This is a genomic window from Synechococcus sp. CC9902 (assembly GCF_000012505.1).
Lineage (GTDB): Bacteria > Cyanobacteriota > Cyanobacteriia > PCC-6307 > Cyanobiaceae > Parasynechococcus.
The window spans coordinates 1,700,806-1,724,451 of sequence record NC_007513.1; the positions used below are offsets into that span (position 1 = coordinate 1,700,806).

Sequence of the window (23,646 nt, forward strand, 5' to 3'; positions counted from 1 at the left end):
GCAAACAAGCTCGATAGATGGATGAAGCCATGCAGAAATCGAATGGTGTACTTGCCGTAGCGATCGTTGAAGACGATCCCCGTATTCAACAACTGTTGCTTGCCGAAATCCAAGACGAAGGACACAACGGGGTGATCTTCAACTCAGCCGAAGAATTTCTAGAGAACTCCAGTGCTCAATCGTTTGATCTTGTTTTGCTTGATTTGATGCTCCCTGGCATCGATGGACTGGCTTGCTTAACAAGAATTCAAGACAAAGCCGTTCATGCATCACCGCCTCGCGTGGTGATCATGACAGCTCTCAATGACGCGACAAAAAAGCAGGAAGCTCTAATGAACGGCGCCGAAGATTACGTCATCAAACCTGATCTTTTTGAGCGTTTACCGGAACTTCTCCATCCCGCGCAGCGGGGCTAATGGGCAACGTCAGCAACGCTGTGGTGAGGGAGCCATCCATCACAGCGCTTTGCTCAAGGATCAACGTGCCCTCCCAAGCCATCACGAGTTCACGGGCTAACGCCAATCCAAGACCAGCTCCCTCAACCTGACGGCCATCGCGGCGAAGCCTTCCCCGAATAAACGGATTCAGCCAACTCTTCAGGATCGATTCCGAGACGGGAACACCGGCTCCATGGTTTGTGATCGAAATCTGAACACAGCTCTGTTGGTCCAATCGGCGCAACTGAAGCTGAATTGGATTGGTCCCATCTCCATAACGCAGGGCGTTGTCCAACAAAAGATCCAAAACCAGCAGCAGAGCATTGGGATCCAAACCCACCATGCATGGAGTGATCTCCAATTGCTCCAACCCATCGAGACCGATGGCAGGCTCCTCCAACGCCTCAGTCCAACGCTTTATGAGCGAGAGCAGATCATGCTCGCCAAATGCAAGCAGTGCTGGATCCACTTTGAGGCGAGTTAACAGCGAAAGATGCTCGATCAAACGACGAATGCGATCCACCTCCTCACCCGCCATCGCCAAGCGAGATCGTGCCGCTGAAGGCAGACCCTTGAATCGTGACAACCGCTGCAGATTGCCATTCACTATCGCGAGCGGCGTTCGTAGTTCATGGGTGAGATCAGTCATAAATCTCTGCTGCTGAATCAACGCCTGCTCATCAGGACTGAGATCACGAAACGTGAGCAGTAAAAATTGGGCCTGAATTAATTCGACCGGTCGCCAGCGCAGCAAAAGCGAAGCAGATTGTTTACCGCCGTTGAGCGCAATACGGCATCGACCTTCCCCAGACGCGTTCGGTAGGGGATGGCGACGATCCAGCAAGACCGCCATGGCTTTGGCATCAACTTGCTCAGGTTTCAGGGCCATGAGGTCGTCCAGCTTGCGATTGGCAAGCTGGATCGGGACGCCACCAAGCAGCAACTCAGCCGCGGCCTGATTGGCCCAGTGAACCTGACGTTCTGCGTCGACGATCAACATGGCTTCTGTTGCAGCATCGAACGCCACTTGAAGCATTCCAAGGGACTGACGAAGCTGCTGGATTAATGCGTTGTCGCTTGAATTTGCGGACTGACTCACATCGGCGGCCTGATCAAGTTGTGAAAGTGAGTGGACGCAATGTGGCCGCGAATGACCAACTCCCATCCTCTTTTTTTTCAGCCACGATGAAATGTTCGCTGTCGATGGCTCGACCATCACTGCAATACGTCGCCAGTTTTAAAGGGTGATTTAAGACCTTAGAAACTTCCGTCAGCTGGAACCGAGCAAATCCTGCGTGATGAGAATCTCGAAAACTCGGAGGAAGGATAAGTCCCAAAGACTCACCAATCAGCTCGTCATCCCTCCAGCCATAGACCTCGTGGAAGCGATGATTGATTTCTTGAACAATTCCGGCGGAGTCGGCCCGAACAAAAGGCAAATTCTCTTGCTCTCGTAAAACTTGAATCCGCTCTTCCGTCCAAACCTCTTGGCTCGACATCACCCACTTGCAATGCCACTAAATCTAGGGGAAATGTCGACCCAGACCCCTTCTCGGGTCTAGTGTCAACTCTCATTCCTGGGTTCGGATGTCGTTGGAAACAAAACCTCGACTCCGCGTCCTCGTTGTTGATGACGAGCAGAAGCTGACGGACTTGCTTCGCCTTGAGCTCGACGTTGAGGGCTATGACGTCCAAGTTGCTGGCGACGGGGCCAGTGGTCTAATCCAAAGCCAGACCAATCCAACTCCAGACCTGATCATCCTCGACTGGAATCTTCCGGACTTCAGTGGAATCGATATTTGTCAACGCATCCGTGCCCACGGTGTGACCACACCCATCTTGATGCTCACCGGACATGACGAGGTTACTGATCGCGTAAAGGCGCTCGATGCAGGGGTTGATGATTACCTGATCAAGCCATTTTCTATTGATGAATTGATGGCACGTTTACGCGCCATGCATCGAAGAATGGCAACCTTCGCAAGCCCATCTAATGATGGATCGGTACAAACAGAACTTCTTCAAGTAGCCGATTTGAGTATGAACACACGCACCCGCGACGTGCGACGTGGGGATAAATCTATCCATCTATCTGTCAAAGAGTACGACCTTTTGAACTTTATAATGCGTCGTTCGGGTCGGGTTCTCGAGCGCCAAGAAATCATGCGCGGCGTTTGGGGGGAAAACTTTTTTGGAGACGACAATCTGCTTGATGTGTATATCCGCTACCTAAGACAAAAAATTGAAATCGACAGCAATCTCACCTTAATTCACACGATCCGCGGTGTTGGATTTATTTTGCGAGCTCAAGAAGCCAACTAACGCCTAATCATGGCGCTTGAGGCTCTCCAGAAGTTGAGACATTAAAAGTGACACTGGATCCTCGCCAGGTGACATCAATCCCGCCAAATCAAAGTCTCCGGGATCCACGGCATACCAAGACTTTGCTGTCGGCAGGCGAAGTTCAAAGTGCAAATGCGGACCTGTGCTCAAACCGGTGCTCCCGACTCGTCCAATCACGTCGCCCTGTTGCACCGTTTGACCAGCCTTCACATAGAGCTCTGAGAGGTGGCCGTACAAGGTTCGACGCCTCGGCTCGCGATGATCCAACTCAATGGCAATGCCATAGCCACCGGCCAAACCACTGCTTAAGACGGTGCCGGAGAGTGCCGCCACCACTGGGGCACCCTCGGGGGCTGCAAAATCGCGACCGGCGTGCATTAACCAGCTCCCCAGTAAGGGATGAAGCCGCCAACCAAACCCACTGCTTGTGAACGCCTGTCCAATAATTGGAAATAGCAAGGCTCGATTGCCATTCCCTTGCACGGGCAAAGGCCTCGGCGTCACGGCAAAAACAGACTCCAAACGGAAGCCTCCCCTTCCTCCGGCCAGCAATGCCGATACCGGAACCCGAACGGGTTGAGAGCGGGAGCGCTGGAACGTCACCCGCGGGGGCCCCGATCGTGTGACTACGCCCGACGCACACTCCTCTCGGGACAGCGCTCCATCACGACAAGCCTTCGATCGATAGTTGGATCGAATCGGAACACCCACACGACCGGTTTCCAAGCCCAGCCTCTCCTGCGGTGTGATCACCCGTTGCCGCTCCAATCCCTCGAGAGACTGATCAAAACCCAAGGGTGGTTGCGGAAGCGGGGCAGGAACATTGAGCAACCAAATCAGCGAAAACCAGTGCAGCACTTGAACTGGCATGGGCAACAGCCCCTGAAGTGTATGGAGCAGTGGCTCATGAAGACCAGCGACGCCACTCCTCGGTTCGGGTCCCATGGTGTAGCTGAAGCGCTCCATCGGAGGCCACTCCAGAAATCATCCAGATCCGACCATCTCTGGGATGCCGAATTTGCTTTGCCCAAAGCAGCCTTTTCAAGGCTGGCAGGCACCAGCTGCCATCACCTCCGATCCGATGGCAACGATCGAGGGCTAGGAGAACCTCGGCAGTCCAATGGGCTGGATCAAGGGAACCAACTCGTTCGAGCTGATCAAGAGCAATGCCTTCGACCGGCACTGGATTGCAGATATTGAGGCCAAAGCCAATACGGAGCAGGCGCACCCTCGATCCACGCTGAACGACGCTGGGCAGTAACCCCGCCAACTTTCTGCCGTACAAAACAAGATCATTGGGCCATTTGATCCGGACAGGGAGGCCATGGCGCTCCAAGCGTTCGGCGAAGGCCACAGCAACGGCTAACCCCAAGAGGCCAGCACGGCCTGATCCCTCCCCCTGCCAAGGAAGAGCGGCACTGAGCCAAACACCACCCCGCGGTGATGACCAGCGTCGTCCCCACTGACCCGTGCCCCAACGTTGGTGAGCCGCCACCACGGCACAGGGCTGATCGAACTCAACCGGCCCTTTCAACCAACGATGCAGGAGCACTTCCGTGCTGCTGCACACCGGAACTGAACGCAGCAACCAGGGCTGAGCAGCAGCCCCAGCCATACGGCGGTAATTCCACATCACTCGACCACCCCGGCGGCCTGGTCGACAGAGCTCACTCATCCAAAGCATCCATCAGTCGCTGGGCCGCCAGTTCGAGTTCCTCAACGGGTCGCACCAATGCCATCCGCAACCAATCGCGACCCGCGGTGCCAAAACCAGACCCTGGAGTTAGGGCAACACCACTGCGCTGCAGTAATTCCGACGCAGTTTGTTCATCAGACCAACCGCGGGCCAGGGCCGCAGCAGGCAAAGGCATCCAGAGATACATGGCCATATCTGGAGTGGCGACGTTCCAACCCCGATTGGAGAGCGAATCCACAACACGATCCCGACGCTCCCGAAAAATTGGATGCAACTGTGCTGGCCAATGCGCAAACTCTTGCAAAGCCTGAATTCCTCCCTGCTGCAAGGCGAGCGACTGATTGAAATCAATGACGGCCTTTGTTTGCCGTAACGCTGCAATGAGCGGTGCCGCTCCGACGGCAAAACCGAGACGAAAACCGCCGAGGCACCACCCCTTCGACAAGGAGAAGAATTCAATGCCCCAGTCCCTCCATCCGCTGGCCTGCAACAAGGTCGGAGCCACGCCGTCGAGGGCAAGATCCACATAGGGATTGTCGTGAGCAATCACGAGCTGATGCCGCGTCCCCAACCCCATGATTCGATTCAAATCCTCTTGATCGCCCACGCGAGCGGTTGGATTGTGGGGATAACCAAGCACAAACAACTTCAACTGATCCCACTGCGACGCTCGAATGCGTTGCAAATCTGGTCGCCAGTTGTGTTCCTGTGAGAGAGGAAGCTTCTGAACCGCCGCACCCGCCAGGTGAAGTCCCCCTGAATGCGATGGATAACAGGGATCAAGATGCAGGGCCGCATCTCCATGGTCCAGAACGGCAAGAGGAAGATGAGCCGTGCCTTCCTGAGAACCCACGAGGAGTTGAACTTCTCTGTCGGGGTCGACGACAACTCCAAAACGCTGCCGGCACCAATCAGCAACAGCTCGATGAAAGGGCTTGACCCCTGCCTGCAGGCAGTAACTCGTACTGGAGGGCTGAAGAACAGCTGTGGCTATCGACTGCAGTACCTCTTTTGGTGGAGCGAGATCGGAAGATCCAATGGAAAGATCAACCAGAGCTGGGCCGCCCCTCTGTGAGGTTGTCTCTCTGTACGTCTGCTTGGCAGCATCGCTTCGAGCGAAGACACCACTGCCAAGTGCACTTAACCGTTTAGAGATTGGCATCCAGGAAGGCTTGAAGTTGGGGCTTAGCGATCGCCCCTTCGTGCCGCGCCACCAGCTCCCCATCACGGAACAGAATCAACGTGGGAATCCCCTGAACCTGGTACGCATCTCGCGTTGAGGGATTTCCATCAACCTCGATCTTTCCCACCCTCAGCTGGTCGCCATAGGTTTCCGCCGCCCAAGTCATCAAGGGAGCGATCAGACGACAAGGGCCACACCAGGGGGCCCAAAAATCCACCAACACGGTGCCGGAAGCTTTCAACACCTCCGTTTCAAAACCGGCATCCGTGAAATCAACAACTGAGGGCGCCAAGACAATTCAGTGACTCAACCAATGTTATGGAGCTCCCCAGAAAAAACCGTGCAAATCAAAGCTTGTCGATGGAACGCTTCAGATCCTCGAGGTCAGCGTCGACTTCTTCCACTTGCACCGGCTTGACCTGGTCTGAAGCCTCCGCCGCTGGGAGTGCTACCGCCTCCGGACCACCTTTGAGTTGGTTTCGCAGAGCTTCCAGATCGTCATCCACATCATTGCCACCCTCTAAGGCTGCGAATTGACTCTCGAGATCCGTTCCCGCCAACTCGGCGGCAGCTTGCCCTGTGGCCTCCATTGCCTCGACTTTTTCCTCCATCCGCTCAAAGGCAGCCATGGCTGAATTGGTGCCGATGCTTCCAACTGCACTTTGAAGTTGCTGCTGGGCCTGAGCCGCCTGAGCACGAGCCTTGAGCATGTCTTTTTTGGTCTTGGCCTCGGCAATTTTTCCCTCCAAAGCCACCAGACTTTTTTTGAGCGTGTCCACTTGACCCACTTGGGACTGGACTTGGGCTCCCAGGGATGTCGCCGTTTCTTGGAACGTCTTACGGCGGGTTAGCGCCTCACGCGCTAGGTCTTCTTCACCTTTTTTCAAGGCAAGCTCAGCCCGCTCGTACCACGTTTTCGCTTGGGCTTCAGCCTGTTCCGATTGGTTACTGAGACGCTTCTGGCTCGCGATCGCCAACGCAACCGCTTGGCGCAATTTGACCAAATCGGACTGCATGTCCGCGACCGACTGATCCAGGATCTTGACCGGATCCTCCATGCCACTGACAGCAGCGTTGGCATTGGCACGAACCAGTCGGCTCAGCCGATTGAAGAAACCCATTGCGAGAAGAAGGATCCGGCTGGAGATTAGCGAGATCTGAAGCATTTCTCTGCCTAAGGTCTTGGGATGGCAGTGGCTCCCGATTCCCAGCGTCGACGTCTTCCTGGCCTGGAGTTGCTCCAGGCGCCCCAGAGAAAGAGCCCTGAGCAACTCAAAAATTGCCTTGGTTCACTGCAGCGGGACTGGCGTCGTGATGACCATCTAGCGGCCCTTTGGCAAGACTGGCCATCGATTGCTGGAGAGCGCCTCGCACCCCATTGCAGGCCCCTGGCACTCCAGCGCGGCATCCTCACCGTCGGCGCCAGTCATCCTCAATGGCGACAGGCTCTTCTCTACAACCGCCCCCAGCTCCTGAGCGCACTCACCAGAGCTGGCCATGCCATTCGGGACTTGCGTATCCAACAACATCACGCCATCGCTTCGCCTCAACTTGAAGACGAAGCCACCATTTGGGCGCGACACCCGAGCCGAATCGATGTCCACGGAATGGGGACATGCCCCAGTTGCCAGAGACCGGCTCCGAATGGAGAAATCAAGTTATGGGAGCACTGCGGGTTTTGCCACCGTCAAAAGCTCGCTGAGCAACTCTCAGAGCCCCTGGATCCCGATCAAAATCGCTCGGGTCTGGGCTGACGCCAGTCCGGCCTAACTCCATTGACTTTCAACGCATCAGCTCGCTGTTCCAAACGCTTCCGATCAACCCGCCAGAGGTTGTAGATCCCAAAACGACCGAGATCAATCGGGCTAAGACCAAGCCAATGGTCTTGAGAAGACGTCCCTCGATCGATAGCAATCAAAACGGTGTCGGAGGCCTCCTTCGTTCCAAGGGGATGCCCAACCCAGCCACGGCGTTGTTCATTGGCCAATCGATCCGCCAGGTTCACCAAGGCCCCGTCGGAACGCCCCTCAAAAACAATCACTTGGCCTGTATAAAAATGCAGTGATGGCTTCATGGCACCAACCATCGCCAAGGGTTCGCCTGGACGGTGTTGCGTCTTCATCTGGTCCGCAACTTGCCTCACCGGAACCTGACGAAGTTGATCCGCCAGTTCCGCGATCGGAATTAAAGCGCTGATATGAAACAACAGCAAAGGAATTTGCATACTGAGCAAGCCGATCGCTGCCGATTTGCGCTGGATCAACACCACAGCGCTCAACACCGCCGCGACACTGAACCAGAACGCTGCTCGCCAAACCAAACCGCTGCCCAAGAGGTCGGAAGCAAGGCTGGGCATCTCGGGATCACGAATCCAAACAACCCACACCGGTGACAACCAAAAAATGACGGCCAAGCAAGCCACCAATCCAATCGAGGCGCCCCAAGCCCAACGTTGCAGACGGTCTCGACGTGTTGTCGCCAGTGCGATCAGAAGCGCCGCTGCTGGAGTTGCCGGCAACCAGTAACTCGGAAGTTTGGTGGCTGCTGCCGTAAACAACAACAAAACGGACACCAACCAACAGGACGCAAATTGCTGAAGTGAATGTTCAGAAGGCACACGCCATCGCGGCACTCGAGCCAACCCAAGCAACAGCAAGGGAGTAAAAGGCAACGCCGCCACCACCATCACCGGCCCGAAAAACCACCACGGCTGGAGATGGTCATTCACAACCGAGGTAAAGCGCTGGAGGTTGTGATATCCAAAAAAGCTGTCCCAGAAGGCTTGTCCCTCGACCCAAAGTTCAAGCGCGTACCAAGGAAGACTGATCAGGGCTGTGATCAACAAACCTGGCAGCGGACGCAAGCGCCTCCAAGGAGTTTGCAGATCGCGTCGTAAAGCACTGAACAAAAGCAACGCCAAACCAGACAACACAACGGCCACAGGTCCTTTCACCAGCACGGCGAGCCCAAGAACAATCCATGCAGGCCACCAGGACTCATGGATTGGATCGGCAAACCGTCTCCACTGCAACAGCAAGCTGATCCCCAGCAATCCACACAACAACGAATCACTAACGGCCGTCCGACTCCACACCAAGACAAGGGGGGACAACCCGAAGGCAAGGGCTGAGATCACAGCTGTTGCCCTTGGCCGCTCATCATCTGGCTGAGGCCAACGCAGCAGGGTGTCCGCAAGGGTGACCATCAGCGCGATCGAAGCCAGGGCCGATGGCAACCGCGCAGCCCAACTCCCCAGCGGATCCCAGACATCACGCATTGGCAAGGAATAGCCAAGCCCCATCAGCCAATACACAAGAGGCGGCTTGTCGTATCGCGGCAAACCATTCACTCGTGGGGTCAGCCAATCACCCGTTTCAGCCATGGCACGTCCAGCCGCAGCAAACAAAGGCGGCGTCTCGTCCATCACCCCAGTCGCACCAAGGCCCCACAGGGTGATCAACACCCCAAGAGCAAGCACGAGCGCAAGGACCTGTCGTCGCTGGCGGCAGGACACAGTCACCGGCAAGGCCCTTCCATGCATCTAACTGATGCTGACATCTGCCTCCAATCCATCACGAATCCAGGCGTCCACCCGAGCGCTGAAGACCTCGCATGTGGCATTCCTTTCCGCCCACGCTCGACATTGAAAACGGTCAATTTGATCGACATGACGCAACGCTGTCACGAGCGCTTGCACGTCGTCTGGCGGCACTAGCCAACCGGTTTCACCAGAGATGACGAGCTCCCCAGGTCCGCCGCGGTCATAGGCCACCACTGGGACTCCACAGGCCAAAGCCTCCACCACCACATTCCCGTATGCCTCGTTCCACTTGGGTGTATTGATTAGGGCACGGCAGGAACCCAACTGCTGCTGCAACGCATGGGTGGGCTGAAATCCCCTCCACTGGATCGTTCCAGACGGAACCATCGCTTCTACAGCAGCGGCGTAGGCAGGGTCTTCGCGCAAGCCCCACACCAGCAGCGACTCGCCAAGAGCAGCGGCGGCGCGAGCCGCATCCTCCAATCCTTTTTCTGGAGCGATGCGCCCGGCCCAGCCCAAGGGGCCATCACAGGACGGTTGCAAGGAGTAACGGCTGAGATCAAACCCATTCCCTACCACTCTTGCGGTTCCAGGAAGCTGAAAATCTGCAGCTTGACGGTGGGTATGAAAGGCCAATCGTTGGGGGTGACTGGAGGCCACAGATTCAATGGCCTCACGCATCACGTGGGCCACATCCCCCATGCTGATCAAATGAAAAAGGCGGGGTTGAACCCAAGGCGTGAGCCAAAGCGGAAGCCAGTCGTAACCGCAGTTGATCACTGCATCCGCACTCGTCCCATGGTGTAAAGCCGCCTCCCACAACGCTGGCAACAACCCATTCCTTGGAATCGAAACCGGAGCATCGGGATCAGCGTGCTGCCAGCTGGGTTGATCAACACCCTCCACCTCCACCAGGGTCGCGCCGGTGCATCCGGAAGGGAGCGTCGATCCCTTGGCTGAAACGAGGGTTACACGATGGTTTTGACGCACCAATCCCTGGATCAGCGAGGCAAGAGTGAGTTCCACGCCCCCTCCGCGGCCACTCCCAAGAGCACCGATGGGGGTATTCACCAGCACAAGCTGAAGGGAACGCACAGGCATCGAAACCGTTTAAGAGGAAAGTTCGGGAGTGGGTTCCCACAGCCGGCGACGCTGACTCACGCAGATCACCGACAACAAGACCAACATCACGCCGACCCACTGCAATGGATCCAAACGCTCGTCCAACAGCCAGCCGCCCGTCGCCAAGGCAAAAACCGGCGTCAAGAATCCCAAGCTGCTGAAGCTTGTGAGGTCTCGGCGATTGGCAAACCAAAAAAAGAGCCCATAGGCCAAAGCACTGCCCAACAAACTTGCAAATCCCATCCGGCCCCAGTCGGCAACAGACCATCCGATGGGCTCTACACCATTTTCAAAGCCGAATAAAAGGAGCAAAGGAATCCCTCCCAAGACCATGTGCCAAGCGGTTACGGCGACGGGATCACTGTGACGCGATGCGAAGCGTATGAGAACAGTCCCGATGGCCATGGCGAGAGAGGCAAGCAACATCCAAACTTCGCCAGGCTGCAACAACTGCTGAACGGCTGGGGGATCAGCCAACAACCACCAATGGTTGAGAAATTCGCCAGGAACCCCGAGACAAAAAATTCCAGCTAAGCCAAGACCCAGGCCAACCCAGCCGACAGGGTTGATCAACTCAGCAAATAACCCTCGCGCCAAGAGAGCCACAAGCAACGGCTGCGAATCGATCAAGACCGACCCGAGGCCAGCACCGGTTCCATCCAGACCAATGGCCAAAAGGCCTTGAAACAAGCAGGCATCCACCACAGTGAATAGGGCAAACCAGCCCCAATCGCGGCCATCAATCCAGACGGATCGTCCCGTCCAAGCAACCCACAACAGAAGAACCAAGCCCGCAGGGAAAAGCCGTAATCCCGCAACAAGCCATGGCCCACCTGTCGCCAAAAGCGGTGCCATCGCTGTCATGGCGGTGCCCCATAGAGCGAAGGGCAACACCATCAGCAACCAGAGCCAAATGGACGGCATGAAGAACGCTCGAAGGCCCCTTTTTAAGATCATGGTGTCTAGACCTGCGCGACATGATCTGGCCCCTCCGCCGAAAATCACACCGCCGAATGGCGCGCATTGTTGTGGAGGGACCGATTAACGGCGCCACACGACAGCGCGTTCTCAAGGCTCTACTGGAGGTGAAGCGGCGTGAATTCCCCGCACTTCTTCTACGAATTGACAGTCCTGGTGGCACGGTTGGCGATAGCCAGGAAATCCATGCGGCGCTGCTGAGACTGAGGGAAAAGGGCTGTCGCGTGGTGGCCAGCTTCGGCAATATTTCCGCTTCTGGCGGGGTCTACATCGGTGTGGGCGCGGAAAAAATTGTGTCAAATCCAGGCACGATTACCGGCTCGATTGGCGTGATCTTGCGGGGCAATGATCTGTCCCGCGTGTTTGAACGCATCGGCATTCGCTTTGACACCGTGAAGAGCGGGAAATTTAAAGACATCTTGTCCCCCGATCGAGCACTGAATCCTGAGGAACGCGCCCTCCTTCAAGGCTTAATCGACAGCAGCTACAGCCAATTTGTGGGCGTTGTAGCGAAAGGGCGAAACCTCACCGAGGAGACGGTGAAAACCTTTGCAGACGGAAGAGTTTTCAGTGGAGAACAGGCGTTATCGCTTGGTCTAGTGGATGAACTAGGTGACGAAGACCATGCACTCCGTTTAGCCGCCCAGCTGGCAGACCTGGATCAAGACGACATTCGACCGATCACCCTGGGGAAACCTCGCCGCAAAGTGAGCAACTTGCTACCGGGCTCTCAGCTGTTCAGCCAACTTCAGCAATGGCTAACGATGGAGCTCATGGGGAGTGGTCAGGTGCTTTGGCTGTATCGCCCATGAGCGACACCACACTGAAATTGGTCGGCCTTCGAGGAGCAACAACAAGCGCTGCCAACACCACAGCAGCCATTCAATCCGCCGTTCGCGACCTGATTGACGCCCTCGTCGAAGAGAACGACTTATCCCCTGAACAAATCGTTTCAGTGACGTTTTCAGTCACAGCCGATCTCGACGCCTGTTTCCCTGCAGCCATAGCCCGTCAACGTCCTGGCTGGGACGGCGTTGCCCTGTTGGATTGCCAGCAAATGGCCGTTCAAGGAGACCTTGAACGCTGCATCCGAGTCCTGGCTCACGCCTGGATGCCACCCACACGAGAGCCTAGACACCCCTATCGGAGCGAGGCTCAACGCTTACGCCCGGACAGATCTCGTTACAACTGACAGATGAGACGCCGACCCCTAAAGGCGTCGCCCTGTGGCTGGACTCAGGAGAATTAGAGAAATACAAAGCGTTACCCCATGCCCCGTTCGCTTCTGCAACGCCTCATGCCATGCGCAGCGACCGCGAGTGCACTGCTGGTTGGAGCATGCCTGAGCAGCACCGCACCAACTCCATCAACCGCTCAAGGCACGTCGGGCCTTATGGAGTTTCGGTGGGATAACAACGATGGTTACAAGAAGCTGTACTACTACCAAACCTCTGCGCTTCAGGACGACCGCGCCGATTGGTATCTCACCCTCCGAGAAAAAGATCGCAAGACAGCCATGCTCAAGTTGACGGTGACGGTGCCTGACTTTTTCGACGCCAAACTCAAACCAGAACGCATGTCCCTCTGCCGCACATCTCGGGGCAGCATGATGAGTCGCTCAAAGTGCCTTGAAGAGGTTCCCGCCACCATCGAGGTGAATGAGGATCAAACAGCTATCGAAGTGTTCCCCGACCAGCCCGTGCCCATGGAGGGGGACTACTCGCTCCGCATCAAGCTGTTCAACCCCAAAGGGAAGCGGATGTATCAACTCAACGCCTTGATCCAAGCTCCTGGCGACGTCCCAATGTCTGGTTACGTCGGCAGTTGGCTGATCGACATGGACTGACTGATAAAATCGTTAGCTCAGATCGGCCGGACGCCAAACAACCCATATGACAAAGCGCACTCTCGGTGGAACAAGCCGTAAAAGAAAGCGGGTTTCAGGATTTCGTGTTCGCATGCGGTCCCATACCGGACGTCGGGTGATTCGCACCCGGCGGAAACGGGGACGGACTCGTCTAGCCGTTTAATCCCAGCGACTGCCTGAGGGTTGATGAGGTGTATGCGATGACTTCGCCTCATTCGAATGAGCTTTATCCATAGTTGGCTAGTTGGCTGATGGTGCTTCCAGCTTCCATGCGTTTGCGTGGACATCGATGCTTCAGCCGTTTACACCGTTCTCAACGTCGTCACCACGGCAAATGGATGGTGCTTCGCCAAATCAAGCGAGATCGGACTTTGCTTCGATCGGAGCTTCGCAGTCAACACGACACAACTTGCCGCTGTGCCTTGGTGATCAGTAACAAAGTGAGCAAGCGAGCTGTGCGTCGCAACCGCCTCAGACGCTTGCTGCATAACCACCTTCGACAACGCCTCGAACAGCGCACCGATTTGGCGGGGACATGGTTGTTATTCAGCCTCCGACCCGATGCCGCGGAAGCCGAACCCGCGCAATTGCTCGAAGAATGCGACAGTCTCTTGAAAATTGCAGGTCTGGAACGATGACCACGATCCAGGAAGACGTTCACTACGAGGGCGGTCCAGCGAAGGGAGATCTCATCCTGAATGTGCTGCTGGGCTTCACCTTGATTGGCTTGCCGTTCACGATTGGAGCCATTGTTCGAGCCGTTTGGCTTCGCTTTCGGATTACAAGCCGGCGCATCTCAGTTTGCGGTGGATGGATGGGGAACGACAAAACTCAAGTGGTGTATTCCCAAATCAGCGAAGTAAGAACCGTCCCGAGGGGCTTTGGTGCCTGGGGCGACATGGTGCTCGTTCTGAACGACGGTGCGCGACTGGAGATGCGCTCCTTGCCCCGATTCAGGGAAGTGGAGGCCTACATCCTTGAACGCATCAACAAGCGTTCATCCACATCAACTGACAAGTCGGTCGAAGGCTTCGCCGTCTAACCACCTGTTCGTGCACACTGGCGTCAGAACGTCACCAACCCCGGGTTTCTCAACGTGATCGGATACATCTCCGACAACCTTCTCATTCCAATCCTGGATTTTTTCTACGGATTGGTTCCCAGCTACGGCTTAGCCATCGTGGCTTTGACGCTGGTGATTCGAGTGGCGCTTTATCCCCTAAGTGCTGGATCGATTCGTAGCGCTCGACGGATGCGGATCGCGCAACCCGTGATGCAAAAGCGGCAAGCCGATATCAAAGCCCGTTACGCGAGCAATCCACAGAAGCAACAGGAGGAACTCGGCAAAGTCATGAAGGAGTTCGGCAGCCCCCTCGCAGGTTGCTTGCCACTGCTGGTGCAGATGCCGATCCTCTTCGCATTGTTCGCAACCCTCCGGGGATCACCCTTTGCGGATGTGCCCTACACGCTGAACATGAAGGTGCTTCCGGCTGATCAAATCGCAGCCGTTGAACCTAAACCCTTCAACAGTGCCAGTCACTCAATTTTTATCGGTGAAACCGATCACGTCCCCGTAATAGCAAGCCTGCCCAGGGGCACCAAAATTGGCGTCGGGGAGTCAGCCAGCGTCAATTTGCACACCAAAGACGGGAGAGCCTTTTCCGACGTTCTCACGGAACTTGAGAACCCTGGGAAATTCTCCCCAGCCTGGTCCGTCACGAAGGGTGATGACATCGTCCGTGTCACGGAAGACGGAACCATCACAGCGATCGCTGCCGGTGACGCCACTGTCGAAGCCAAAATTCCTGGATTAGCAGCCCGCAGCGGCTTCTTATTCATCAAAGCCCTCGGACAGGTGGGCTTCTATGCCGACGGAGCCGTCAACTGGGATATCGCAATTCTGGTGGGTGGATTCGGCTTAACGCTGTTCCTTTCTCAGTTGCTATCCGGCATGGGAATGCCAGCGAACCCCCAACAGGCCACCGCCAATAAAATCACCCCGGTGATGATTACGGGAATGTTCCTGTTTTTCCCACTACCAGCTGGAGTGTTGCTCTACATGGTGATCGCCAATATTTTCCAAGCCCTACAAACGTTCATCCTCACGAAAGAAGCCTTGCCTGAGAACTTGCAAAAGATTCTTGATCAGCAGGCGTCTCAACAAACAGTGACGGCAACGGCAACAGCTGGTGGCTCGAGTGACTCACGACTGCCCTTCGAACCCAAAGGCGGCAAATGATCCCAGAGCTGGAGCCAGTTGCTCTTCAAGAGCTACGGGCCCTTGGCAGTCCAAAAACATGGGAGTTTGAGGGTCATCTCGATGCTCTTCCGTCGTTAACACCCGTGCGCGGTGAGATCCAGGCTGAACATCGCGGCAATGTGCTTGCTGTGGAAGCAGAGCTCAGCACAATCGTGACTCTTAGCTGTGACCGTTGCCTTGGACAGTTCAATCATCAGTTGTCGTCCTCCCCTTCTGAGCTGATCTGGTTGGGCGACCAACCACCAACAGAAGACCAATTGCAGTTATCCGAGGAGATCTCCGAACTGGAGGGACTCGTCGAGACCCTCGACCCACGCGGTAATTTCGATCCCCAGCAATGGGCTTTCGAGCAACTGAATTTGCAGCTACCCGTTGTGAACGACTGCGGTGAGTCGTGCCCTGGAGCGCCAACATTTAATCAAGAGATTGTCGCCAACCTCGAGCCACCGACAGATCCACGTTGGGAAGCGCTGAGGCGCCTTAGTGACCCATGAGCAGTACGGACTGGAGTCATCAACTTGATCTTCTGATTCGAGCGCGAACACCGCTGATCTGGATTCGAAGTAGCGAAGAGGTTCGGGTTGAAACCCTGTTATGCCAGGCCGCAGTCCGTTTACAGAGTCAGCTGACCAGTTGGAACTTCATCGATGGCCTGAGCGGCACGTTGAACGCAGAGGGAGTCGGTAGTCGTCAACCAATGGCCATGTTGCAGTGGTTGCAGAATCTCGATCCAAGTCGTCCCACCCTGCTTCTGGCGAAGGACTTTCACAGATTCTGTGATGACCCTGGCGTGGCGAGGATGCTGCGGAACCTCGAAACGTCACTACGCAGCACTCCCCATAACTTGATTCTCTGCTCCGGGCAGTGGACGCCCCCAGCGGATCTCGACGAAGCGCTGACGTTGCTGGACCTTCCGCTACCAGATGCCGATGACCTCCGTCAGCTCATCAGCAGCATCGGTTTAAACAGCGGAAGTTCCCTCGAGCCTGCTGTTCTTGATGAGCTCACCCAGGCCTGTAGTGGTCTTAGTGAGATGCGTGTTCGTCAGGTCGCAGCGCGTGCCCTTGCTCGACGCGGCAGCATCGGCGCAGAGGATCTTGCGGAGGTTCTGGAGGAAAAACGTCAGGCCATCGCCCGAAGTGAGGTATTGGAGTTCTGCCGCAGCGATTCAGGCACCGAAGCCATCGGCGGCCACGATTCTCTCAAGAGCTGGCTTCAACAGCGACATCGCGCCTTCTCTGAGGAGGCACGACGCTTTGGACTTCCTCTGCCGAGAGGAGTCCTTTTGGTTGGCCCTCAGGGAACCGGAAAATCCCTCACTGCAAAGGCCATCGCCCGCAGCTGGTCGATGCCTTTACTGCGTCTCGACGTCGGGCGGCTCTTTGCTGGATTGGTTGGTGCGAGTGAAGCGCGCACCCGAGACATGATCCAGCTCGCCGAAGCCATGGCACCTTGTGTCCTGTGGATCGATGAAATTGAAAAGGGCTTTGGCGGCGATGGCCGAAGCGACGGCGGCACGAGTCAACGGGTGCTGGCCAATGTGCTCACATGGATGGCCGAAAAACGCTCTCCTGTTTTCGTTGTTGCCACCGCCAATGGGGTGGATCAACTTCCACCAGAACTGCTGCGCAAAGGGCGTTTCGATGAAATCTTTCTGCTGGATTTACCAAGCGAAAGCGAACGAAACAGCATCCTTGAGCTCCACTTAAAACAACGTCGTCCAGGCGTGACTCTTCCACTGGAAACCGTTGTGAGTCGCTGTGAAGGGTTTTCTGGAGCCGAACTCGAGCAAACGGTGATTGAAGCCATGCATTTGGCCTTCGCCGAACACCGTGAACTCAGCGAGACAGATTTAATTCGAGCAGCATCTCAACTGATCCCCCTCTCCCGCACCGCCAGCGAATCACTGGAGCGCCTCAAAGAATGGGCCGCTGGAGGCCGAGCACGACAGGCTTCTATTGCTGGACGTAACGAAGCCTGACGGGGCGTAAAGATGCGGTTCATGAAGCAAGCATCACTGAGCAGTGCTCCCTACGGTCCGTCCATCTGATGGTTAATTCATGGAGCGTCAAAACGACATCGTCATGCAGCTTTGCGTGGCTTGCCTTGGCGCCGGCGTGATTACCACGGTGGCCGTTGCCCAAGGCCAAAATCCCCTGACAGCTCTTGGCATCACTGTGTTCTCAGCCGTTGCCGCCGTGATGGTTGGCCAGGTGCTCTGAACGGGCTGCCATAGGCTGCCGGCGCTGCTGTTCCAGGAACCGTGATCGACCAGCGCCTTGTGCGTGACAACCCCGAAGTCATCGCTCAACAACTAAAGCGTCGGGGTAAATCCATTGATCTCACTGGCCTTCAGCTGATTGCGAGGCAGCAGCGAGGTTTAGAAGAAGAACGCAGCACCCTGCAAGCCGATGGCAATCGCGTCGGCAAAGAGGTGGGCTTAAAAATCAAAGGTGGAGCAGATCCCAACGGAGAGGAGGTTGCCGCTCTCCGACAACAGGGCAATGCCATCAAACAAAAGGTGGCGGTGTTCGAAGAGGAGGAGAAAGCTCTTTCCAGCCAACTCCGCGACCAACTGCTCAGCCTTCCGAATCTTCCTTCGCCACTCTGTCCAGATGGGAAGAGCGAGGACGACAACGTCGAGGTGCGTCGCTGGGGGACGCCTCGCATCGAGGAAGGATTGGAGGAGCACTGGCAAATCGCTCAACGGCTGAACCTGTTCGACACCGAACGGTCGGTTCGCATTGCCCAGAGCCGCTTTGTCACCCTGATGGGCCAAGGAGCCCGCTTGGAGCGAGCTCTGATCAATTTCATGCTGGATCTCCACACCAGCAAGGGTTACAGGGAGGTGATGCCACCGGTTTTGGTCAACACCGCCAGCCTCACTGGCTCAGGCCAGTTGCCGAAATTCGCCGAAGAAAGCTTCCGCTGCGCAGACGACGACCTCTGGCTTACGCCGACGGCGGAAGTTCCCGTGACATCGCTGCATCGCGACGAAATCATTCCAGCCGATCAACTTCCTCTCCGCTATTCGGCCTACAGCCCTTGTTTCCGTCGAGAGGCGGGGAGTTACGGACGGGATACGCGCGGCCTCATCCGTCTCCACCAATTCAACAAAGTGGAGTTGTACTGGTTTGTGCACCCCGACCAATCCGAAGAGGCACACCAACAAATCACCGCCGATGCCGAAGCGGTGCTGCAGGCCCTCGACCTGCCTTACAGGGTTTTGGATCTATGCACGGGTGATTTGGGCTTCTCGGCGCAGCGCACCTACGACTTGGAAGTGTGGCTACCAGGGGCTGGAGCCTTTCGTGAAATCTCGAGCTGCAGCGTTTGCGGCGATTTCCAGGCCCGCCGATCTGCCATCAGAACCAAAGACGGCAAACAAACCAAGCTGGTTCACACCCTGAATGGGTCGGGTCTCGCCGTAGGGCGCACCATGGCTGCTTTGTTGGAGACGGGGCAGCAACCAGACGGAAGCATTCTCCTTCCCAAACCATTGGTGCCATACGTCGGGTTTGAACGGCTCCAGCCAGAATGAGCTGACTGAGCAGCATTCGGCTGGATGAACGTATTTGCGGCCCTCTTGGTGCTTGCTCTCTTGATCGTGGTGCATGAAGCAGGTCATTTTCTTGCCGCCACGCTTCAAGGCATCCGCGTTAGTGGCTTCTCCATTGGCTTCGGACCCGCGTTGATTAAACGTCAACGCAAAGGGGTCACCTACGCCCTGAGACTCCTCCCCCTGGGTGGTTTTGTGGCCTTCCCCGATGACGACGAAGACAGCACGATCCCTCTAGACGATCCCGACCTACTGCGCAATCGTCCGATTCCTCAGCGCGCTCTGGTGATCGCCGCCGGAATTCTTGCCAACCTTGCGTTGGCGTTGGTTATTTTGCTCGGCCAGGCAGCGATTGTTGGGCTTCCAGCCGATCCAGATCCAGGGGTTCTTGTGGTGAATGTGCAGCCCGATGGCGCAGCTGCTCGTGCTGGCTTCAGGGCTGGAGATCAAATCCTCTCAATCAACTCCAACAAACTTGGTGCCGGACAAGCCGGCGTTGAGTCGATGGTGAAGCTGGTGAAGGCAGCACCCAGCACAACCCTCTCCGTTGAACGGGTTCGCCAGAGCCAACTTGAGCAAATTGAACTCAAACCATCAAATGTCGATGGACAGGGGCGAATCGGAGCGCAGCTGCAAGCCAATCTCAATGGCGCCAGCCGGCCCGTCAACGGTCTTGGTGAACTGGTCCAACACACCGGAGGCCAGTTCGTGCGTCTGGTGGGACAAACAGCGGCTGGCTATGGCGGGCTGATTACCAACTTCAAAGCCACAGCTGGACAGGTAAGCGGCCCAGTCAAAATTGTGGAGATGGGTGCCCAGCTGAGTCGTCAGGGCGGAAGCGGTTTGGTGTTGTTCATGGCGTTGATCTCGATCAACTTGGCCGTCCTCAACGCGTTGCCCTTGCCACTACTAGATGGCGGCCAAATGGCGCTTCTTCTTATTGAAGGGGTCCGAGGCAAACCCGTCCCGGAACGCTTTCAACTGGCGTTCGCCCAATCCGGATTTCTTCTCCTCGTGGGATTAACAGTGGTCCTGGTCATTCGCGACACCAGCCAGTTGACCTTCGTTCAGCAGTTGCTTGGGCGCTAATGGTTTAAGGGCCTTGGAATGTAGAATTCACCATCTGTTGAAACGCTGCCCTCAGCTGCATGGCTAAAAAGTCGATGATTGCCCGCGACGTGAAGCGCAAAAAGATGGCAGAGCGCTACGCAGCCAAGCGCTCTGCACTAATGGCAGCATTTAATTCGGCAGCCGATCCGATGTCTCGGCTCGAGATTCATCGCAAAATTCAGGCCCTGCCACGCAACAGTGCCCCAACTCGGATCCGCAACCGTTGCTGGGCCACTGGCAAACCCCGTGGTGTGTATCGCGACTTTGGACTTTGCCGTAACCAACTGCGCGAACGGGCCCACAAGGGAGAACTGCCAGGCGTTGTGAAGTCCAGCTGGTAAGAAGACTGATCCTTCGACATTGATCGACAAGAAAGGGGAGGCGAAAGCCTCCCCTTTCTTGTCGATGGAAACCATGAAATGTCAAAATAACAATTGACAAAAGGACATAAGCCGTCGTGCAAGGAAAAACACAGTCGATCTCGTTTGACGGACGCGAGATAAGACTGACCACAGGGCGTTTTGCTCCCCAAGCGGGTGGTTCCGTCTTGGTCGAATGCGGCGACACAGCCGTACTTGTTACAGCAACACGATCAAAGGGACGCGATGGAATCGATTTCCTCCCACTGATCTGCGATTACGAGGAGCGCCTTTATGCCGCGGGACGGATTCCTGGTAGCTACATGCGTCGGGAAGCTCGTCCCCCCGAACGCGCAACACTGACCTGTCGCTTGATCGACAGGCCCATGCGGCCGTTATTCCCCAGTTGGATGCGCGACGACTTGCAAGTTGTTGCCACATGCCTATCGCTCGACGAACGCGTCCCTTCCGATGTCCTGGCAGTGACAGGCGCATCCATCGCAACGCTTCTGGCCGGCATTCCCTTCAATGGGCCCATGGCTGCTGTGCGTGTCGGCCTGCTTGGAGACGACTTCGTTCTCAACCCCAGCTACAGGGAGATTGAACGCGGAGATTTAGACCTCGTCGTCGCTGGCACAGCGGATGGTGTGGTGATGGTTGAGGCAGGCGCCAACCAACTCCCCGAAGGAGACGTCATTGAGGCGATTGATTTCGGCTATGAGGCGATCCAGGAGCTGATCAAAGCCCAGGAAACGCTGCTGAAAGACCTCGGCATTAAGCAGGTCAAGCCGGAAGCGCCCAAAGAAGACACCACAGTTCCTGCTTACCTTGAAAAGCAGTGCACAAAAGCGATCAGCGCTGTGCTCAGCAAATTTGAGCAAAGCAAAGAAGATCGCGATAACGGTCTCGAAGCCGTGAAAGCGGATGCAGCAGAGGCCATCGCAGCGCTGAAGGAAGACGACGCCGTTCGTCAGGCCGTCTCCAGCAGTTCGAAATTGCTTGGCAACAGCTTCAAGGCGCTGACCAAGAAACTGATGCGTCAGCAGATCTTGAAGGATGGCAAACGCGTCGATGGACGTGGCTTGGATGAAGTCCGTCAAATCAGCGCAATGGCAGGGGTTCTTCCCCGTCGCGTCCATGGCTCAGGCCTCTTCCAGCGGGGATTAACGCAGGTTCTGTCCACGGCGACCTTGGGAACCCCCAGCGATGCCCAAGAAATGGATGACCTCCATCCCAACACCGAGAAGCTGTATCTCCATCACTACAACTTCCCCCCCTACTCCGTTGGCGAAACCCGTCCAATGCGATCCCCCGGCCGTCGCGAAATCGGCCATGGCGCTTTGGCGGAGCGAGCCATCCTTCCCGTCTTGCCCGAGAAAGACACCTTCCCTTATGTCGTACGGGTCGTGAGCGAAGTGCTGAGCTCCAATGGCTCCACGTCCATGGGCTCCGTTTGCGGCAGCACGTTGGCTCTCATGGATGCCGGTGTGCCCTTAAAAGCCCCTGTGAGTGGCGCCGCGATGGGTCTGATCAAAGAGGGTAAGGACATCAAAATCCTCACCGATATTCAGGGCATTGAAGACTTCCTTGGCGACATGGATTTCAAGGTGGCTGGTAGTGAGAAAGGCATCACAGCTCTTCAAATGGACATGAAAATCACTGGTTTACCAGTGAAGGTTATGGCTGAAGCTGTGAATCAAGCCCGTCCAGCTCGCCTGCATATCCTCGAGAAAATGCTCGAGGCGATTGACAAGCCCCGTGAAACGCTGTCGCCCCATGCACCGCGCCTGCTGAGCTTCCGTATCGATCCTGAATTGATTGGAACAGTGATCGGTCCTGGTGGTCGCACCATCAAGGGCATCACCGAACGCACCAACACCAAGATCGATATCGAAGACAGTGGAATTGTCACCATTGCCTCCCACGATGGTGCGGCTGCAGAGGAAGCACAAAAGATCATTGAAGGCCTCACCCGCAAGGTGAACGAGGGCGAAATGTTCTCAGGCTCAATCACGCGGATTATTCCGATCGGCGCCTTCGTGGAGATTCTTCCTGGCAAGGAAGGAATGATCCACATTTCTCAGCTCTCCGAAGCTCGGGTTGAAAAGGTTGAAGATGTCGTCAAAGTCGGCGATGAAGTCACCGTGCGCGTTCGCGAAATCGATAACCGCGGTCGGATCAACCTCACCCTGCGTGGCGTTCCTCAAAGCGGCGAATCCACCGAGGTGGAACCACAGCCCACCCCAGTTGCGCCCCTCAGCTGATTACACCTGAAAGCCGGGATCAATCTCGGCCATCGCCCGCGTCGCACGCTCTCCGAGCGCGACGTGGGCTTTTCCATGGCTGGCAATCAAACAGCCAGCCTGACGAACATCGCCCGTGTTGTAGGTGAGGTCGCCGAGATCAGCGTGGGTAAATCGTCCACCAGCCGCCAACAAAACAGCCTCCGGTGCAGCCATATCCCAATCCTTTGGAGCACTACGGCCCGAGAGAGAGATGTAGAGATCGGTTTCTCCACGAAGAATCGTGGCCACCTTGCAGCCCACACTGCCAACCGCCTTCGACCCACCGAGTTGCAGTTCACCGATCAATTTCTCAAGCCGGTCATCGCGATGACTACGGCTCGCCACTAGTAGCAGGTCGGACAATTCCTCGCGTTGGCTGAAGCGAACGGGTGAACGCGTTCCTTCACGGTCTTCACACCAGGCGCCATCACCCACTAAGCCAATCCATAGCTCATCGGCTTCGGGTAACAACACCACCCCTAAAACAGGCCGATTCCCCCGCACCAAAGCGAGGTGCACCGCATATTCCCCAGTCCCTTGGAGAAAATCCTTGGTGCCATCAAGCGGATCAAGGATCCACAACCATTCGGCGGGCAGAGGCTCACCTTCGGTGAGCTGTTCTTTGGCGGTTTCCTCACTAAGCAGAGTCCAACCAGCATCGGGGAAAGCCCCCGATAAACCCTCGAGAAGCCATTGGTTCACGGCCAGATCAGCCGCGGAAACAGGCCCCTCTCCACCGTTATCGACACTCAAGGCTTTCTGAAAGCCATGGGGAGGCTGTTCGCCACGGGCATACGCACGAAGAATGTCGGCTGCCCCCCAACTCAATCGTCTCAACTCGGTCAACAAAGCTTCTTTGCTGACACCAGCAGGGAGAATGGCGGAGTTGGACATCATGATTAAGAG

28 protein-coding genes are annotated in these 23,646 nt (G+C 56.2%); 17 read left to right on the plus strand and 11 right to left on the minus strand.

Annotated elements, in window-relative coordinates; genetic code table 11:
* The first annotated feature begins 29 nt into the window (after positions 1–29).
* Positions 30–416, plus strand: a complete 387-nt coding sequence (locus SYNCC9902_RS08930) for a response regulator transcription factor (protein ID WP_156771115.1) — start codon at positions 30–32, stop codon at positions 414–416.
* On the opposite strand, the gene SYNCC9902_RS08935 is transcribed toward SYNCC9902_RS08930, so the two are convergent.
* Both SYNCC9902_RS08935 and SYNCC9902_RS08940 read right to left on the minus strand, forming a co-directional pair.
* Positions 358–1,536 carry an ATP-binding protein gene (locus SYNCC9902_RS08935; RefSeq protein ID WP_041425172.1) on the minus strand — a complete coding sequence of 393 codons (1,179 nt, stop codon included), beginning with the start codon at positions 1,534–1,536 and terminating at the stop codon, positions 358–360. The two genes, SYNCC9902_RS08930 and SYNCC9902_RS08935, sit on opposite strands and share 59 nt — an antisense overlap.
* 13 nt (positions 1,537–1,549) lie before the next feature.
* A complete protein-coding gene (locus SYNCC9902_RS08940; protein ID WP_011360534.1) occupies positions 1,550–1,936 on the minus strand; it encodes a PAS domain-containing protein in 387 nt (128 codons plus the stop codon).
* A gap of 88 nt (positions 1,937–2,024) precedes the next feature.
* Here SYNCC9902_RS08940 and SYNCC9902_RS08945 point away from each other — a divergent pair, with 88 nt between their 5' ends.
* Positions 2,025–2,759, plus strand: coding sequence for a response regulator transcription factor (locus tag SYNCC9902_RS08945; RefSeq protein ID WP_011360535.1), 735 nt, complete (start codon positions 2,025–2,027; stop codon positions 2,757–2,759).
* Positions 2,760–2,762: 3 nt separating this feature from the next.
* Here the strand turns inward: SYNCC9902_RS08945 and SYNCC9902_RS08950 are convergent, their stop codons facing one another.
* Genes SYNCC9902_RS08950 through SYNCC9902_RS08970 form a run of 5 tightly spaced genes read right to left on the minus strand, consistent with a single transcriptional unit; the run spans position 2,763 to position 6,780 of the window.
* A complete protein-coding gene (locus SYNCC9902_RS08950; protein ID WP_041425173.1) occupies positions 2,763–3,650 on the minus strand; it encodes a M23 family metallopeptidase in 888 nt (295 codons plus the stop codon).
* 34 nt (positions 3,651–3,684) lie between these two features.
* A complete protein-coding gene (locus tag SYNCC9902_RS08955) occupies positions 3,685–4,455 on the minus strand; it encodes a biotin--[acetyl-CoA-carboxylase] ligase (protein ID WP_041425517.1) in 771 nt (256 codons plus the stop codon).
* Complete coding sequence (locus SYNCC9902_RS08960; RefSeq protein ID WP_011360538.1) at positions 4,448–5,638, minus strand: aminotransferase class I/II-fold pyridoxal phosphate-dependent enzyme; 1,191 nt, start codon at positions 5,636–5,638, stop codon at positions 4,448–4,450. Before SYNCC9902_RS08960 ends, SYNCC9902_RS08955 begins: the two co-directional genes overlap by 8 nt.
* Positions 5,625–5,951 (minus strand): thioredoxin, encoded by a 327-nt coding sequence (gene trxA, locus SYNCC9902_RS08965; RefSeq protein WP_041425174.1) that lies wholly within the window; start codon positions 5,949–5,951, stop codon positions 5,625–5,627. Before trxA ends, SYNCC9902_RS08960 begins: the two co-directional genes overlap by 14 nt.
* A gap of 55 nt (positions 5,952–6,006) precedes the next feature.
* Positions 6,007–6,780, minus strand: a complete 774-nt coding sequence (locus SYNCC9902_RS08970) for a PspA/IM30 family protein (RefSeq protein WP_011360540.1) — start codon at positions 6,778–6,780, stop codon at positions 6,007–6,009.
* Between the two features lie 66 nt (positions 6,781–6,846).
* On the opposite strand from SYNCC9902_RS08970, the gene SYNCC9902_RS08975 reads away from it, so the two are divergent.
* On the plus strand, positions 6,847–7,413 hold the full coding sequence (locus SYNCC9902_RS08975) for a DUF721 domain-containing protein (RefSeq protein WP_011360541.1): 567 nt from the start codon (positions 6,847–6,849) through the stop codon (positions 7,411–7,413).
* Here the strand turns inward: SYNCC9902_RS08975 and SYNCC9902_RS08980 are convergent.
* The 3 genes from SYNCC9902_RS08980 to SYNCC9902_RS08990 are packed head-to-tail and all read right to left on the minus strand — an operon-like array spanning position 7,389 to position 11,246.
* Positions 7,389–9,200 carry an ArnT family glycosyltransferase gene (locus SYNCC9902_RS08980; RefSeq protein WP_041425175.1) on the minus strand — a complete coding sequence of 604 codons (1,812 nt, stop codon included), beginning with the start codon at positions 9,198–9,200 and terminating at the stop codon, positions 7,389–7,391. The two genes, SYNCC9902_RS08975 and SYNCC9902_RS08980, sit on opposite strands and share 25 nt — an antisense overlap.
* Positions 9,201–10,301 (minus strand): glycosyltransferase, encoded by a 1,101-nt coding sequence (locus SYNCC9902_RS08985; RefSeq protein WP_011360543.1) that lies wholly within the window; start codon positions 10,299–10,301, stop codon positions 9,201–9,203.
* Between the two features lie 9 nt (positions 10,302–10,310).
* Positions 10,311–11,246, minus strand: a complete 936-nt coding sequence (locus SYNCC9902_RS08990) for a DMT family transporter (RefSeq protein ID WP_041425176.1) — start codon at positions 11,244–11,246, stop codon at positions 10,311–10,313.
* Between the two features lie 53 nt (positions 11,247–11,299).
* Between SYNCC9902_RS08990 and sppA the strand changes: the two genes are divergently transcribed.
* From sppA to SYNCC9902_RS09050, 14 genes are all read left to right on the plus strand, one after another.
* Positions 11,300–12,112 (plus strand): signal peptide peptidase SppA, encoded by an 813-nt coding sequence (sppA, locus tag SYNCC9902_RS08995; RefSeq protein WP_011360545.1) that lies wholly within the window; start codon positions 11,300–11,302, stop codon positions 12,110–12,112.
* Positions 12,109–12,492, plus strand: a complete 384-nt coding sequence (gene aroH / locus SYNCC9902_RS09000) for a chorismate mutase (RefSeq protein ID WP_011360546.1) — start codon at positions 12,109–12,111, stop codon at positions 12,490–12,492. The genes sppA and aroH overlap by 4 nt, the downstream gene beginning before the upstream one ends.
* 78 nt (positions 12,493–12,570) lie before the next feature.
* Positions 12,571–13,146 (plus strand): DUF2808 domain-containing protein, encoded by a 576-nt coding sequence (locus tag SYNCC9902_RS09005; RefSeq protein WP_011360547.1) that lies wholly within the window; start codon positions 12,571–12,573, stop codon positions 13,144–13,146.
* A 46-nt stretch (positions 13,147–13,192) separates the two neighbouring features.
* Positions 13,193–13,330, plus strand: a complete 138-nt coding sequence (gene rpmH, locus SYNCC9902_RS12160) for a 50S ribosomal protein L34 (protein WP_011360548.1) — start codon at positions 13,193–13,195, stop codon at positions 13,328–13,330.
* A gap of 88 nt (positions 13,331–13,418) precedes the next feature.
* Entirely contained in the window at positions 13,419–13,805 is a 387-nt protein-coding gene (locus SYNCC9902_RS09010; protein WP_011360549.1) for a ribonuclease P protein component, read from the plus strand.
* Entirely contained in the window at positions 13,802–14,209 is a 408-nt protein-coding gene (locus tag SYNCC9902_RS09015; protein WP_009789136.1) for a PH domain-containing protein, read from the plus strand. Before SYNCC9902_RS09010 ends, SYNCC9902_RS09015 begins: the two co-directional genes overlap by 4 nt.
* Positions 14,210–14,263: 54 nt before the next feature.
* Positions 14,264–15,406 (plus strand): membrane protein insertase YidC, encoded by a 1,143-nt coding sequence (gene yidC / locus SYNCC9902_RS09020; RefSeq protein ID WP_011360550.1) that lies wholly within the window; start codon positions 14,264–14,266, stop codon positions 15,404–15,406.
* Entirely contained in the window at positions 15,403–15,921 is a 519-nt protein-coding gene (locus SYNCC9902_RS09025; RefSeq protein WP_011360551.1) for a YceD family protein, read from the plus strand. Before yidC ends, SYNCC9902_RS09025 begins: the two co-directional genes overlap by 4 nt.
* Positions 15,918–17,408: an AAA family ATPase gene (locus SYNCC9902_RS09030; protein WP_011360552.1), complete on the plus strand. Its 1,491-nt coding sequence runs from the start codon at positions 15,918–15,920 to the stop codon at positions 17,406–17,408. The genes SYNCC9902_RS09025 and SYNCC9902_RS09030 overlap by 4 nt, the downstream gene beginning before the upstream one ends.
* Positions 17,409–17,487: 79 nt before the next feature.
* The gene (locus tag SYNCC9902_RS12770) at positions 17,488–17,649 is read left to right on the plus strand and encodes a hypothetical protein (RefSeq protein ID WP_011360553.1); all 162 of its coding nucleotides are present in this window, start codon (positions 17,488–17,490) and stop codon (positions 17,647–17,649) included.
* Between the two features lie 41 nt (positions 17,650–17,690).
* Complete coding sequence (serS, locus tag SYNCC9902_RS09035; protein WP_011360554.1) at positions 17,691–18,968, plus strand: serine--tRNA ligase; 1,278 nt, start codon at positions 17,691–17,693, stop codon at positions 18,966–18,968.
* A gap of 24 nt (positions 18,969–18,992) precedes the next feature.
* A complete protein-coding gene (gene rseP, locus SYNCC9902_RS09040) occupies positions 18,993–20,075 on the plus strand; it encodes an RIP metalloprotease RseP (protein ID WP_011360555.1) in 1,083 nt (360 codons plus the stop codon).
* A gap of 59 nt (positions 20,076–20,134) precedes the next feature.
* Entirely contained in the window at positions 20,135–20,437 is a 303-nt protein-coding gene (rpsN, locus tag SYNCC9902_RS09045; RefSeq protein WP_011360556.1) for a 30S ribosomal protein S14, read from the plus strand.
* Between the two features lie 116 nt (positions 20,438–20,553).
* A complete protein-coding gene (locus tag SYNCC9902_RS09050; RefSeq protein WP_011360557.1) occupies positions 20,554–22,719 on the plus strand; it encodes a polyribonucleotide nucleotidyltransferase in 2,166 nt (721 codons plus the stop codon).
* Here the strand turns inward: SYNCC9902_RS09050 and SYNCC9902_RS09055 are convergent, their stop codons facing one another.
* Positions 22,720–23,637, minus strand: a complete 918-nt coding sequence (locus SYNCC9902_RS09055; RefSeq protein ID WP_011360558.1) for a 3'(2'),5'-bisphosphate nucleotidase CysQ family protein — start codon at positions 23,635–23,637, stop codon at positions 22,720–22,722.
* Between the last annotated feature and the right edge of the window lie 9 nt (positions 23,638–23,646).

What these genes read in the sequence shown, in the direction of transcription:
- rpsN (WP_011360556.1), top strand. Translation starts at nt 20,135, where the DNA reads ATGGCTAAAAAGTCGATGATTGCCCGCGACGTGAAGCGCAAAAAGATG.
- SYNCC9902_RS08975 (WP_011360541.1), top strand. Translation starts at nt 6,847, where the DNA reads ATGGCAGTGGCTCCCGATTCCCAGCGTCGACGTCTTCCTGGCCTGGAG.
- SYNCC9902_RS12770 (WP_011360553.1), top strand. Translation starts at nt 17,488, where the DNA reads ATGGAGCGTCAAAACGACATCGTCATGCAGCTTTGCGTGGCTTGCCTT.
- SYNCC9902_RS09030 (WP_011360552.1), top strand. Translation starts at nt 15,918, where the DNA reads ATGAGCAGTACGGACTGGAGTCATCAACTTGATCTTCTGATTCGAGCG.
- SYNCC9902_RS08950 (WP_041425173.1), bottom strand. Translation starts at nt 3,650, where the DNA reads ATGCCAGTTCAAGTGCTGCACTGGTTTTCGCTGATTTGGTTGCTCAAT.
- SYNCC9902_RS09055 (WP_011360558.1), bottom strand. Translation starts at nt 23,637, where the DNA reads ATGATGTCCAACTCCGCCATTCTCCCTGCTGGTGTCAGCAAAGAAGCT.
- SYNCC9902_RS08960 (WP_011360538.1), bottom strand. Translation starts at nt 5,638, where the DNA reads ATGCCAATCTCTAAACGGTTAAGTGCACTTGGCAGTGGTGTCTTCGCT.
- rseP (WP_011360555.1), top strand. Translation starts at nt 18,993, where the DNA reads ATGAACGTATTTGCGGCCCTCTTGGTGCTTGCTCTCTTGATCGTGGTG.
- rpmH (WP_011360548.1), top strand. Translation starts at nt 13,193, where the DNA reads ATGACAAAGCGCACTCTCGGTGGAACAAGCCGTAAAAGAAAGCGGGTT.
- SYNCC9902_RS09005 (WP_011360547.1), top strand. Translation starts at nt 12,571, where the DNA reads ATGCCCCGTTCGCTTCTGCAACGCCTCATGCCATGCGCAGCGACCGCG.
- SYNCC9902_RS08945 (WP_011360535.1), top strand. Translation starts at nt 2,025, where the DNA reads ATGTCGTTGGAAACAAAACCTCGACTCCGCGTCCTCGTTGTTGATGAC.
- SYNCC9902_RS08980 (WP_041425175.1), bottom strand. Translation starts at nt 9,200, where the DNA reads ATGCATGGAAGGGCCTTGCCGGTGACTGTGTCCTGCCGCCAGCGACGA.
- SYNCC9902_RS08930 (WP_156771115.1), top strand. Translation starts at nt 30, where the DNA reads ATGCAGAAATCGAATGGTGTACTTGCCGTAGCGATCGTTGAAGACGAT.
- sppA (WP_011360545.1), top strand. Translation starts at nt 11,300, where the DNA reads ATGATCTGGCCCCTCCGCCGAAAATCACACCGCCGAATGGCGCGCATT.
- SYNCC9902_RS09010 (WP_011360549.1), top strand. Translation starts at nt 13,419, where the DNA reads ATGGTGCTTCCAGCTTCCATGCGTTTGCGTGGACATCGATGCTTCAGC.
- SYNCC9902_RS08940 (WP_011360534.1), bottom strand. Translation starts at nt 1,936, where the DNA reads ATGTCGAGCCAAGAGGTTTGGACGGAAGAGCGGATTCAAGTTTTACGA.
- SYNCC9902_RS09015 (WP_009789136.1), top strand. Translation starts at nt 13,802, where the DNA reads ATGACCACGATCCAGGAAGACGTTCACTACGAGGGCGGTCCAGCGAAG.
- SYNCC9902_RS08985 (WP_011360543.1), bottom strand. Translation starts at nt 10,301, where the DNA reads ATGCCTGTGCGTTCCCTTCAGCTTGTGCTGGTGAATACCCCCATCGGT.
- SYNCC9902_RS08970 (WP_011360540.1), bottom strand. Translation starts at nt 6,780, where the DNA reads ATGGGTTTCTTCAATCGGCTGAGCCGACTGGTTCGTGCCAATGCCAAC.
- SYNCC9902_RS09025 (WP_011360551.1), top strand. Translation starts at nt 15,403, where the DNA reads ATGATCCCAGAGCTGGAGCCAGTTGCTCTTCAAGAGCTACGGGCCCTT.
- SYNCC9902_RS08955 (WP_041425517.1), bottom strand. Translation starts at nt 4,455, where the DNA reads ATGAGTGAGCTCTGTCGACCAGGCCGCCGGGGTGGTCGAGTGATGTGG.
- SYNCC9902_RS08990 (WP_041425176.1), bottom strand. Translation starts at nt 11,246, where the DNA reads ATGCCGTCCATTTGGCTCTGGTTGCTGATGGTGTTGCCCTTCGCTCTA.
- aroH (WP_011360546.1), top strand. Translation starts at nt 12,109, where the DNA reads ATGAGCGACACCACACTGAAATTGGTCGGCCTTCGAGGAGCAACAACA.